Source organism: Stenotrophomonas sp. Ste96, from assembly GCF_024519495.1.
In the GTDB taxonomy this organism is placed as follows: Bacteria; Pseudomonadota; Gammaproteobacteria; order Xanthomonadales; family Xanthomonadaceae; genus Stenotrophomonas; species Stenotrophomonas bentonitica_A.
In genome coordinates this window covers 77,157-89,356 of sequence record NZ_JALJRX010000005.1, presented here as the reverse complement: position 1 = coordinate 89,356, position 12,200 = coordinate 77,157, and the positions used below count along the sequence as shown (strand labels likewise).

Annotated in this window: 8 protein-coding genes and 1 pseudogene; 6 read left to right on the top strand and 3 right to left on the bottom strand. The window is 66.3% G+C overall.

What is annotated here, in order from left to right; all coding sequences use genetic code 11:
* A pseudogene (locus OC373_RS13550) lies at positions 1-473 on the bottom strand (hypothetical protein); the annotation flags it as partial.
* Positions 474-580: 107 nt separating this feature from the next.
* On the opposite strand from OC373_RS13550, the gene OC373_RS13545 reads away from it, so the two are divergent.
* From OC373_RS13545 to OC373_RS13530, 4 genes are all read left to right on the top strand, one after another.
* The gene (locus OC373_RS13545) at positions 581-1,870 is read left to right on the top strand and encodes a tryptophan--tRNA ligase (protein ID WP_019185525.1); all 1,290 of its coding nucleotides are present in this window, start codon (positions 581-583) and stop codon (positions 1,868-1,870) included.
* 169 nt (positions 1,871-2,039) lie between these two features.
* On the top strand, positions 2,040-2,369 hold the full coding sequence (locus tag OC373_RS13540; RefSeq protein ID WP_019185526.1) for a hypothetical protein: 330 nt from the start codon (positions 2,040-2,042) through the stop codon (positions 2,367-2,369).
* 40 nt (positions 2,370-2,409) lie between these two features.
* The gene (locus OC373_RS13535) at positions 2,410-3,342 is read left to right on the top strand and encodes an MBL fold metallo-hydrolase (protein WP_070426423.1); all 933 of its coding nucleotides are present in this window, start codon (positions 2,410-2,412) and stop codon (positions 3,340-3,342) included.
* A gap of 71 nt (positions 3,343-3,413) precedes the next feature.
* The gene (locus OC373_RS13530; RefSeq protein ID WP_261997948.1) at positions 3,414-5,066 is read left to right on the top strand and encodes a M28 family metallopeptidase; all 1,653 of its coding nucleotides are present in this window, start codon (positions 3,414-3,416) and stop codon (positions 5,064-5,066) included.
* Positions 5,067-5,310: 244 nt separating this feature from the next.
* Here the strand turns inward: OC373_RS13530 and OC373_RS13525 are convergent, their stop codons facing one another.
* Positions 5,311-6,645 carry an MFS transporter gene (locus tag OC373_RS13525; RefSeq protein ID WP_070426424.1) on the bottom strand — a complete coding sequence of 445 codons (1,335 nt, stop codon included), beginning with the start codon at positions 6,643-6,645 and terminating at the stop codon, positions 5,311-5,313.
* Positions 6,646-6,822: 177 nt separating this feature from the next.
* On the opposite strand from OC373_RS13525, the gene yedA reads away from it, so the two are divergent.
* Together yedA and rarD are read left to right on the top strand one after the other, a co-directional pair.
* Positions 6,823-7,725: a drug/metabolite exporter YedA gene (gene yedA / locus OC373_RS13520; protein WP_046274368.1), complete on the top strand. Its 903-nt coding sequence runs from the start codon at positions 6,823-6,825 to the stop codon at positions 7,723-7,725.
* Positions 7,722-8,642: an EamA family transporter RarD gene (gene rarD, locus OC373_RS13515; protein ID WP_261997853.1), complete on the top strand. Its 921-nt coding sequence runs from the start codon at positions 7,722-7,724 to the stop codon at positions 8,640-8,642. Before yedA ends, rarD begins: the two co-directional genes overlap by 4 nt.
* Before the next feature lie 471 nt (positions 8,643-9,113).
* On the opposite strand, the gene OC373_RS13510 is transcribed toward rarD, so the two are convergent.
* The gene (locus tag OC373_RS13510; RefSeq protein WP_070426426.1) at positions 9,114-11,936 is read right to left on the bottom strand and encodes a TonB-dependent receptor; all 2,823 of its coding nucleotides are present in this window, start codon (positions 11,934-11,936) and stop codon (positions 9,114-9,116) included.
* Between the last annotated feature and the right edge of the window lie 264 nt (positions 11,937-12,200).

Sequence of the window (12,200 nt, the reverse complement as noted above, 5' to 3'; positions counted from 1 at the left end):
GCTTCCCATGACCCCCGCCCCGCCTCGCGGAACACCGCCACGCCGATCACGCCGATGTTGGCCGGGCGTCCGGTGCGGCCGGCGTAGCTGCGGTCCGGATCGGTGAACACGAACTGGGCGACCTCGTCGGCGGATTTGCGCCAGCCATGGATGTCGGTGGTCTGCCACGGGTTGAGCACGTAGCCGGTCTGGTGGGGCGCGGCCACCTCGCCGCTGATGGCGTTCAGGCCATCGACCGAGAGCACCACCAGCACGCGCTCGGCGCTGCCGTTGCGCAGGCGCACGCTGTAACGGTGGCCCTGCTGGCCCGCGATCCAGCGCTGGCCGTCCTGGCGGTACTGGGTCAGGGCCTGGCCGCTGTCGCGGTCGATCACCGTCAGGTGGACCGGCCCGGTGTCGTAACGAAGCGGCAGCGCCGGCTTGAACCCGCACAGGGCCAGCACGGCAAGCAGGGGCAGGATCAAACGTTTCATGGCAGGGCTCCGCAGGGCAGGTGCACGATCAAACGCACGGGCCGGGCCAACGGGGTCGAGCGCGGGCAGGTAAACTGGGGCGGTTCATCTGTCCGCATTGATTCCCCATGACTACCCGCGTCCTCACCGGCATCACCCCCTCCGGCACGCCCCACCTGGGCAACTACGTCGGCGCCATCCGTCCGGCGATCACCGCCAGCCAGGCCTCGGAAATCGAGAGCTTCTTCTTCCTGGCCGACCTGCACAGCCTGATCAAGGCGCAGGAGCCCGAGCGCACCCAGCGCTCCACGCTGGAGATCGCGGCAAGCTGGCTGGCGTGCGGGCTGGATCCGGACAAGGTGTGGTTCTACCGGCAGAGCGACATCCCGGAAACCACCGAGCTGATGTGGTTCCTGACCGTGATCGCCAGCAAGGGCATCCTCAACCGCGCGCATGCCTACAAGGCCGCCGTGGACAAGAACCGCGAAGAGCAGCTCGACGACGATGCCGGGGTCAGCGCGGGGCTGTTCATGTACCCGGTACTGATGGCCGCCGACATCCTGATCTTCAAGGCCAACCGCGTGCCGGTCGGCCGCGACCAGATCCAGCACATCGAGATGGCGCGCGATTTCGCGCAGCGCTTCAACCACGTCTACGGCCAGGAGTTCTTCCCGCTGCCGGAGGTGGTGATCGATGAGCAGGTCGCTACGCTGGCGGGACTGGACGGCCGCAAGATGAGCAAGAGTTACCACAACACCATTCCGCTGTTCGCCCCGCGCGCGGAGTTGAAGAAGCTGGTGTTCTCGATCCTCACCGATTCGCGCGCGCCGGGTGAGCCCAAGAGCACCGAAGGCTCGGCGTTGTTCCAGATGTACCAGGCCTTCGCCACCCCGGAGCAGACCGCTGCGTTCGCGCAGGCCTTCGCCGAGGGCATCAGCTGGGGTGATGCCAAGCAGCAGCTGTTCGAGCGGATCGACAGCGAGATCACCCCGCTGCGCGAACGCTATGACGCCCTGATGGCCGAGCCGGAGAAGATCGAGGCGCTGCTGCGCCGTCGTGGCCAGCAGCTGCGCGAGCAGTTCGCCGTGCCGCTGCTGAAGGAGCTGCGCCATGCGGTTGGCCTGCGCGATCTGTCCACCGCCGGTGACGTACCCAGCGAGGAAAGCGGCGCCGCGCGCGCGGCACCGCCGCTGTTCAAGCAGTACCGCGAAAAGGACGGCCGCTTCTACTTCAAGCTGCAGGCCGGTGACGGCACGCTGCTGATCCAGAGCGAGGGCTTTGATTCGCCGCGCGACGCCGGCCAGCTGATCGGCGTGCTCAAGCAGACCGAGCATGGTGACGGGCTGCAGAGCGAATTGTTCAAGCTCGAGGCGGAGGTGGATGTCGTGCTCGCCGCACTGCAGGCACTGCGCGAGTAACGCCGCCTGCTGGCCAACACCCAGCCACCCGCAGCACCACGTAGTGCCGGCCGCTGGCCGGCAACCAGGCGAGCGCGCCATCACACAGGCTTCGGCCGTTGGCCGGTGCCACCGCTATGGCATGATGCCCCTGCACGCCGCGGGGCGTGTTCCTGCACGGGAGACTGCGATGGCCTGGTTGTCGTTGTTGTTGTTCCTGCCCTGGTTCGTGCTGCTGGGCACGCTGTACTGGCTGTTCCCCCGCCAGCCGCGTGGCACCGCGCGCCGCGTGTTCGACGGCGCCGCGCTGGTGCTGGCCTTCGTGCTGAGCATCCTGGCGATGCTGTGGGGCCACCATATCGGCGTGGTCCAGAACGATGCCGGTCCAATCTGGCGGCAGGTACTGGCCGTGCTCTATGCCTACGGTGCCTTCCTGGCGGTGATGGTGGCCGCGGTGCTGCTGCGCGGGCCACTGCTGAGCGCGACTGCGACCAAAGCCGCATCGAAGCCGCTGCACTGATCGACGTAAGATGGGGGCGTTTCGTGCCAGGGATGCGTTGATGCACTCCGACCCCAGCATTCATACGATCGACACCGCGTTCCAGCGGGATGATTTCGATGCCGCCTACCTGATCGTCGAGAACGGCCGGGCAGCGTTCATCGATTGCGGCACCGGCCTGGCCGTGCCGGCGATGCTCGCCGCGTTGACGCGCGCCGGCTGCACGCCCGAGCAGGTCGACTGGCTGATCCTGACCCATGTGCACCTCGACCACGCCGGCGGTGCCGGCCTGCTGATGCAGCAGCTGCCCAACGCCACCGTGGTGGTGCATCCGCGTGGTGCGCCGCATATGGTCGACCCGACCCGCCTGATCGCCGGGGCCACCGAGGTCTACGGTGAGGCGGAAATCGCGCGCAGCTATGGGCCGATCCTGGCCGTTGCCGCTGACCGGGTGGTGATCGCCGAAGATGGGCACACCGTGGATCTGGCCGGGCGCACGCTGCTGTGCGTGGACACGCCGGGGCACGCCCGCCATCACCTGTGTGTGTGGGATGCGCGCAGCCGCAGCTGGTTCACCGGCGACACCTTCGGGCTGTCCTACCGCGAGCTGGACAGCGCGCAGGGCGCCTTCATCGTGCCCACCTCCTCACCGGTGCAGTTCGATCCGGAGCCGCTGAAGCAGTCGATCGCAAAGATGCTGGCTTACGATCCGCAGGCCATGTACCTGACCCACTACGGGCGCGTGGCACCCCCGCGCAAACTGGCTGACGATCTCGTTGAACAGATCGATGCCATGGTCGAGATCGGTCGCCAATGCGATGGTCGGCCGGATCGGCATCGCTGCCTGGTCGCGGCGTTGACCGCGCTGTACCTGGAACGCGCGCAGGCGCATGGCTGCCCGCTGGATGATGAAGCGGTGGCCCGGGTGCTGGCGATGGATATCGAACTCAACGCCCAGGGCCTGGCGTGCTGGCTGGATCGCGACCGCCGCTAGTGCACGGTCACGGGGGTGTCACGTTACACTCCGGTGTCCTGTTTTCCGTCCTGGTGTCTGCCGTGAATCCGATGCGCATGCTGCTGCTGTCGTCCTGCCTGTTCGTGGGCGGCCTGGCCCACGCCGCCAATGACCTGCCCGGCGGCGGCATCGATCCGGAGGCACTGTCGCGACATGTGCGGATCCTGGCCTCGGACGAGTTCGAAGGCCGCGCCCCGGCCACGCCCGGTGAAGAGCGCACCGTCCAGTACCTGATCGAAGAGTTCAGGAAGTACGGCCTGCAGCCCGGTGGCGTGGATGGCGGCTGGGTGCAGCCGGTGCCGATGGTGCGTGCGCAGGTCGATGGCCCGGTGCGTGCGCAGCTGCGCCAGAAGGGCAAGCAACGCGCCCTGGTCAATGGCGAGGACGTGACCCTGCAGAGCCTGCGGCCGCAGGATGCGGTGGCGATCAAGAACGCCCCGCTGGTGTTCGTCGGCTACGGCATCGATGCCCCCGAGCGCCACTGGAACGATTACAAGGATGTCGACCTGCACGGCAAGATCGCCGTGGTGCTGATCAACGACGCCGATTTCGAGGCCGACCAGCCGGGCGCATTCGATGGCAAGGCCGTGACCTACTACGGCCGCTGGACCTACAAGTTCGAAGAAGCCGCGCGCCGCGGTGCGCAGGGCGTGCTGATCGTGCACGAGACCGCACCCGCCGCGTATGGCTGGGCCACGGTAAAGAGCTCGGGCACCTCGCCGCTGTTTGATATCGAACGCACCCGCAAGCAGGCCCTGGCCCAGCACGTGCCGGTGCGCGGCTGGATGCAGCGCAGCCTGGCCGAGCAGCTGTTCCGCGATGCGGGCCTGGATTTCGAGGCCGAGAAGCGCCGTGCCATGACCCCGGCCTTCAAGCCGGTGGCCTTGGGCGATGCGCGGCTCTCGGTGGACTTCAAGCTCAAGCGCGAGCAGGTGATCACGCGCAACGTGGTGGCCAAGCTGCCGGGCGGCGCGCACGCCGATGAAGCGGTGATCTTCTCCGCGCATTGGGATGCTTTCGGTATCGGCCAGCCCGATGCCAAGGGCGACCGCATCCGTCGCGGTGCGATCGACAACGCCACCGGCGTGGCCACCGTGCTGGAGCTCGGCCGCGTCTTCGCTGCCGGCCCGCAGCCGCAGCGGACGCTGTACTTCGTGGCGCTGACCGCCGAAGAGAAGGGCCTGCTCGGGGCCAGCTACTACGCCGCGCACCCGCTTGCCCCACTGGACAAGACCGCCGCCGTGTTGAACATCGAGATGTTCAGCCCGGATGGCCCGACCCGCGACATCGCCTCGTGGGGCAAGGGCCGGGTCTCGCTGGAAGGGGATCTGGAGCGCGTGGCCAAGGCACGTGGCCGCACCTATTCGCCCGATCCGAATCTGGAAGCAGGCTTCTTCTACCGCGCCGACCACTTCGCCTTCGCTCGCCTTGGCGTGCCAGCGATCACCATCGGCCCGGGGCTGGACATGCGTGAGGGCGGGATCGAGAAGGGCCGTGAACTGCGCGATGCGTACTTCGCCGCCTGCTACCACCAGGCCTGCGATGCGTGGACTCCGAGCTGGGACCCGAGTGGTCATGCCGCCGACACCCTGCTGGTCTACGACCTGGGCGCGGAACTGGCCAACAGCCGTCGCTGGCCGCAGTGGGAAGAAGGGTCCGAATTCCGCGCCGAGCGCGAGAAGAGCGAATCGGCGCGCCGCTGAGGCGTACCGCAGGCGGCGCTCAGCGCCGCCGCAGCAGGCGCCACGCGCCCCCGCCACTGGCCGCGAGCGCGGCCAGGCAACAGGCAATCATCGCGCCGAACGGTTGACCCATGGCAACGCAGCGCCCGTCAGGGCGCTGCGTTGCGTTGCGTAAGAGGACGTGCTGGCCTGGGCGAACGCCGCCGGTACCCGCATTGCCAGCATCCACCCGCCCAGCGTGATCGCGGGGCGGGTGGTGCGGCCGTTACTTCCGGGTGCCATCGAGCCAGTTCGGGCCCTTGTTGGTCAGGAAGAACATGTAGACCACCAGCGACACCGCGATGATTGCCGTGACATACACCGCGAACATGCCGACCTGGCCGGTCTTCAGTGCGCCCTGGTACAGCAGCGGCGCGGTACCGCCGAACAGCGAGTTGGCCATCGCGTAGCCAAAGCCCACGCCCAGCGCGCGCACATGGGTTGGGAACAGCTCGGCTTTGACCACCGCGTTGATCGAGGTGTAGCCGGTGAGGATCACGAAGCCGATGCCCAGCACCAGGAAGGCCATGAACGGATCGTGCTGGTTGGGCAGCTCGGTGATCAGGTACCAGCTGTACAGCACGCCACCGATGCCGAAGAACACCAGCAGGCTCTTGCGTCCGACCATGTCCGACAGCCAGCCGCCGATCGGCTGCAGCACCATCAGGAAGGTCAGCACGCCGAGGTTGATGAGCGTGCCGGTCATGACGTCATTGCCCGCGAACGCGCTCTGGATCATCTTCGGCCCGTTCACCGAGTAGGTGTAGAACGCGACGGTGCCGCCGGCGGTGATCAGGAAGCACAGCAGCAGCGGACGCCACTGGTTGACGAACAGCTCACGCATCGAGCCGGAGGCCTTGGCACGGCCATCGCGTGCAGCTTCGATGGAATCGGACTGCAGCGATTCATCCATGGTCCGGCGCAGCCAGAACACCACGATCGCACCGATGCCGCCGATGCCGAACGCCACGCGCCAGCCCCACGCGGAGATTTCCGGCTTGTCCCAGAAGGTCAGCATGCACAGCAGGGTCAGCTGTGCGAGCACATGGCCACCAACGAGGGTGACGTAATGGAACGAGGACAGGAAGCCGCGGCGCCCGGGTATGGCGGCTTCGGACATGTAGGTGGCACTGGTGCCGTACTCGCCACCGGTGGCGAAGCCCTGCAGCAGGCGCGCGAACAGCAGGATCACCGCCGCCCAGATGCCGATCTGCGACGCGGTGGGGGTGATCGCGATCAGGAACGAACAGGCGGCCATCATCGTGACCGACACTGTCAGGGCCAGGCGGCGGCCGTAGCGGTCGGCGAAGCGGCCGAAGTACCACGCACCGATCGGGCGCATCAGGAAGGTGGCGGCGAAGATCGCCCACACGTACATGGTGGAGTTCTTGTCGGCGGCCGAGAAGAACTGGGATTCGAAATAGACGGCAAAGACGGAGTAGACGTAGACGTCATACCACTCGACCAGATTACCGGCCGAGCCTTTGAGGGTATTGGAGATGGAGCGCCGCAGGGCGGCCCGTTCGGGGTGTGCCGCAGTGGCGGGGACGGAAGTGCTCATGCAGGGTAGGGGTCCTGGCTGGGAAGCGTTGATTACTCTTGTTACCTTACCGCACGTCAAAAACGGGTGCGTGTCAGGCATCACGGTGCGGCTGGATGAAATCAGCGTGCCAGCACAAAGCGTGCCGCGCCATCGGCAACGGCCTAGAATTCGTGTTCCCCCGCACCGTGGTGGCCCATGGCCGTCCTACCCCCTTCCCCGTCGGCCGCTCCCCGCAGCGGCCTGGTCGTCCTGGCGCTGCTGCTGGTGTACGTGGTCTGGGGGTCCACCTATCTGGGGATCCGGCTGGCGCTGGAGGGCGGCGCACTGCCGCTGACGATGGTCTCCGGCGGCCGCTTCATCATCGCCGGTTCGCTGATGTACGCCGTGTTGCGCTGGCGTGGCTCGCCCGCGCCGACCCGGCGCCAGTGGCGGAACCTGGCGATCATGGGCCTGACCATGCTGGTGCTGGGCAACGGCATGGTGGTGCTGGCCGAGCGCACGGTCTCCTCGGGCCTGGCGGCGACCGCCGTGGCCTCGGTGCCGCTGTGGATGGCCCTGTTCGGCGCGATGCGTGGGCAGAACGCCAGCCGCGGCGAGTGGCTGGGCATCGCGATCGGCTTCCTCGGCGTGGTCTGGCTCAACGCCGGCAGCAGCCTGACCGCCTCCCCGCAGGGCCTGATCCTGCTGCTGATCGCCCCGATCGGCTGGGCCTTCGGCTCGATCTGGGCACGCGGCCTGGACCTGCCCAGCCCCTTCATGACCGCGGCCGGGCAGATGCTCTGCGGCGGCGCGATGCTGGTCGTACTCGGCCTGCTCAGCGGCGAACGCCCGACCACCTGGCCCAGCCTGCATGGGCTGCTGGCGGTGGCCTACCTGTGCATGTTCGGTTCGATCGTCGCCTTCACCGCCTACGTGTGGCTGCTGCATAACGTGCGCCCGGCGCTGGTGGCCAGCTATGCCTACGTCAATCCGGTGATCGCGGTGATCCTGGGCGTGATCATCGGCAACGAGCACTTCGGCGGGCGTGACCTGCTGGCCATGGCGGTGATCCTGGCCGGCGTGGTGGTGCTGACCCTGGCCCGGACGCGCGCGAAGTGAGCCTGCCCGCACCACACAGCCTGCAGGAGCAGCGCCGCGGCCTGGCGATCACCGCGTTCACCTTCACCCTGTGGGGCCTGGTGCCGGTCTACTGGCACCTGCTCAATGCGGTGCCCTCGCAGCAGATCATCGCGCACCGCATCATCTGGAGCACGGTGCTGGTGGTGGCCTGGCTGCTGCTGAGCAACGGCCCGGGCTGGTGGAAGGCCATCGCGGCGCAGCCACGCGCGCTGCCGACGTTGGCGCTGAGCAGCGTGGCGATCGCGTTCAACTGGGGCCTGTACATCTGGGCGATCAACGCCGGGCATGTGATCGAGACCAGTCTGGGCTACTTCATCAATCCGCTGGTGAGCGTGGTGCTCGGCGTGGTGGTGCTCAACGAGCGCCTGCGCCGCCTGCAGTGGCTCGCGGTGGGCTGCGCGGCGCTCGGTGTGGCATGGCTGACCATCGATGCCGGCAGGCCGCCCTGGATCGCCCTGGGGCTGGCCTGTTCGTTCGGCCTGTACGGGTTGCTGCGCAAGATGATTTCGGTCGACCCGGTGGCGGGGCTCGGGGTGGAGAGTCTGTATCTGTTCCTGCCGGCGATCGGGTTCGCGCTGTGGAGCGAGAACGGGCACGGCGGGGCGTTCTTCAGTGGCTGGGGCTGGCGCAATGATGCGCTGTTGATCCTTGGCGGAGCGGTGACGGCGCTGCCGTTGATCGGGTTCGCGTACGGGGTGAAGCGGATTCCGCTGTCGCTGGTGGGAATCCTGCAGTACATCGCGCCGAGTATCGGGTTGTTGTTGGGCGTGTTCTTTTTCCGCGAGCCCTTTGATACGGCCAAGGCGGTGGGTTTCGCTGCGATCTGGACCGGGTTGCTGCTGTTCATCGGCGACAGCGTGTGGCGGTCGCGGGTTGGTGGTGCGTTGAAGCGCTGAAGGCTGAGAAGCCTAAAAGCCTGAAAGCCTGAATGCTTGAGCCCTGGTTTGCTGGGCTGCGTGGCCAGGCGGGGTGTGGGTGGGTGCGCGGGACCCGCCGTGAACCCATCCATGGATGGCGGCATACGTGCTTACATGGGTGAAGGCGCATTGCTTGCGAGGCACTGCCTCGCAAGCGACTGAACGCACAGCCGCCAGCGGCTGGGCCGGGCCGCGGAGCGGGACTTGCAGCGGGTCCCGACAACCCACCCGTGCCCGCCCACGCCAGGGCGAGTCCAGCACTGAAGGCTGTTGTTCCAAGGAGCTATTGCTCCAAAGAGCTGTTGCTCTTAAAGCCATCGCTCCAGAAGCCATCGCTCCAAAACTGCAGCGCAAAAAAAAAGACGGCGCCCGAAGGCGCCGTCTTACTTCCACTCGGCAGCTTGGAGAGAGTAAGCCGCAGATCAGAAAGGGGTGATCAGGCAAGCCCGATCAGAAACGCTGCTGGTACTTCATGTACATGTAACGGCCGATATCGAACCCGCCGTAGTACGTGAAGCTGCTGTTCGGCTGGCTGTACATGATCGGACCCTGATGGTCGAACACATTGTTCACGCCCATCGAAACGGTACCGTTCCACGGCAGCACGTAACGCACCTGGATGTCGTGGAAGGTGTTCGAACCCACCTTGTTGACGCCCTGGCGGCCCGTGTACGCCGAGCTGAAGCCCGGATTGCTGCACTCGGTCGTGTACGCGCAGTTTTCCTTCATGCTGGAGTAGTAACGCGCCGTCCAGCCAAGGCCGAAGTTGCCGTACTGATAATCCAGGTTGAGGTTCGAACGCACGCGGAAGTTGCCTTCCCAGCCCGTGTACTGACGCACCGGCGTGGTGTCGACGTTGTCGTTCTTGCGCTCCAGGTAATCCACATACGTGGTGTTCCAGGAGACCGCGAACTTGCCGATCGCCAGTTCCGGCAGGCGGTAACGCACCGAGAGGTCATAGCCGGCGGTTTCCTGGTAGCCGGCGTTGAGCAGCGTACGGTCCAGGCCGTTGACCTGGCCGATGGTGCGGCCCGACTTGGCACGGGTGAAGCGGTCGCATGCGGCATCCACACCCAGCACATAGCACTGGTTGAGCATGTCCGTGGCCGACTCACCGACGATCACGTCGTTGATGCGGATCTTCCACCAGTCCAGGCTCAGGTCCAGGCCCGAGACGAACTCCGGGCTGTAGACCATGCCCACGGTCCAGGTCTTGGCGGTTTCCGGCTTCAGTTCCGGGTTGGAGCCCGAGCTGAAGTCGGTGCCGCCCTGCTGGCCCGGCACCGTCGCAGCGCTGCCGTCCGCGGCGAGCTGGCGGAAGTTGGCCGGGACACCATTGGCCAGGCAGCGCGCCAGGACCTGCGGGTTGTTGGCGGCCGCACCGAAGTTGGTATCGCACGGATCGGTGTACGAGTCGCGCGTGCTGGTGGTACCGCCGTACAGATCTTCCACGGTCGGCGCGCGGAAGCCGGTGCCGTAGGTGGCGCGCACCAGCAGGCTGTCGATCGGCTTCCACTTCAGGCCGAACTTGGTGTTCGTGGTCGAGCCGAAGTTGTTGTAGTCCGAATAGCGGCCGGCCATGTCCAGCGACAGCTCACGCGCGAAGGCCATGTCGGCCAGCAGCGGAACCTGCAGTTCCAGGTAAACCTCGTTGAGCGAGTAATCGCCCTGGGTCGGCTGGCCGGTGGTGCCGGCGATCTGGCCGTTGCGGACCATCAGGTCCGGCGAGTAGCTGGCTTCTTCGCTGCGGTGCTCGACACCCAGCGCACCCAGGATGTCACCGGCCGGCAGGGTGAACAGCGAGCCGGAGATGTTCGCGCTGGCCACCTTGGTGGTGCTCTGCATCTTGTCGGTGAAGCGGGTGAACAGGAAGTCCTGCACGTCCTGGTTGCTCATCGAGCCCGGGCCGGTATAGCCCATCGGCGCCAGCGGGTTCCACGGGGTGCAACCGGCGATCACGTTGCCCACGCTGCCGCAGTGGGCGACGTTGTTGGCATCCAGGAACGACGGGCCGACCGACTGGTTCACGTTCGGCTGGTACATGCTGCCCGTGCCGATGCGCTCGCCTTCATTGCGGTTGTACATGTAGCTGACGTTCCAGTCCCAGTAACGCGAACCGGTGTCGAAGCTGCCTTCCAGGCCCAGGCTGGCGCGCTTGGTGGTCAGGTTGTTCTCGGTGCCGCGCGGCAGCTCTTCGGTACGGTGCGCGAAGGCAACGTCCTGGCCGAACGGGTTGAACGCGCTGTCCTTGGACAGCAGCGCACGCGAACCGGTGCTCTGGTACGGGTAACCGGCCAGCTGCTTGCTCGACTCGCGCTCGCTGTACAGCGCATCGGCGACCAGGCGCAGGTCATCGGTGATGGAGAAGCCACCGTTGGCGAACACCGACTTGCGCTGCAGACCGGTGAGCAGGCTCATGTTGGTCTTGGTGTTGGCGTCGTTGGCCTTGTCGGCCGGCGTGAAGTTGCCGAGCTGGGTCGGATCGCCGCCCGGGCCCACGCTGAGGTTGCGGCCGTTGACGGTCGCATAGCCCCACGGGGTGACGCCGCTCAGGCCGTCGCCGGTGTGGCGCGGGCCGTTCGGGTAGGCGGTGAACTCACGCGCGCCGCCCAGGACCGGATCTTCGTCGGTGTACTCGCCACCCACGGTGACCCAGCCGCGGTCGAAGGTCTTGCCGAAGGTCGCGCTGTAAGCGGTCTTCTGGCCGTCACCTTCGCTGTACTGGCCAACGTAGGCGTTGACTTCGGCACCGTCGAAGTTCTTGCGGGTGATGATGTTGACCACGCCGGCGATGGCGTCCGAGCCGTACAGGGCCGACGCACCGTCGGTCAGCACTTCCACGCGCTCCACGATCGAGGACGGGATCGAGGCCAGGTCGGAGTAACCGCCGGCGCTGACGCCCATGCGGCGGCCGTCGATCAGCACCAGGCTGCGTTCCGGGCCCAGGTTGCGCAGGCTCACGTACATGCCGCCAAAGTCGCGGCCCGATTCCAGCGAGGAGGCACGGCTCATGCTCGGCGAACCGGCGGCGGTGACGTCCTGCAGGATGTCGGCGACGTTGACGTAGCCCTTCTTCTCGATCTCGGCGCGGTTCAGTGCGACGACCGGCTGGGCCGATTCGACGCTGGCCTGGCGGATGCGCGAGCCGGTGATCTCGATGCGATCGAGGTTGGTGGTGCCGTCATCGGCACTCTGTGCGAAGGCGGGGGCACTGCAGCTGGCGACAAGCGCGATGGCGATCGCGTTGCGCAGCGGATTGGTCTTCAAATACATCCGTGCGTTTCTCTTTCTCTGTAAAAACATTCGCCTGTTAGGGCGGCGTGGGGCACAACACACCACGACGTGGGGGGCGGGAGTCTAATGACTTTTCAAATTTTTTACTTTCATTTGAAAGCGTAAAAAGCGCTGTAAATGAACGATGGCTGACAAAACCACGCATTCAGACGAAACCTTTTTCACATCGTCGCGAGACGCATGCGGAAGCGGTCCGCCGCGCTGGGTCGATGCGCAATAGCGGCGACGTGCGAAGCAACTTGA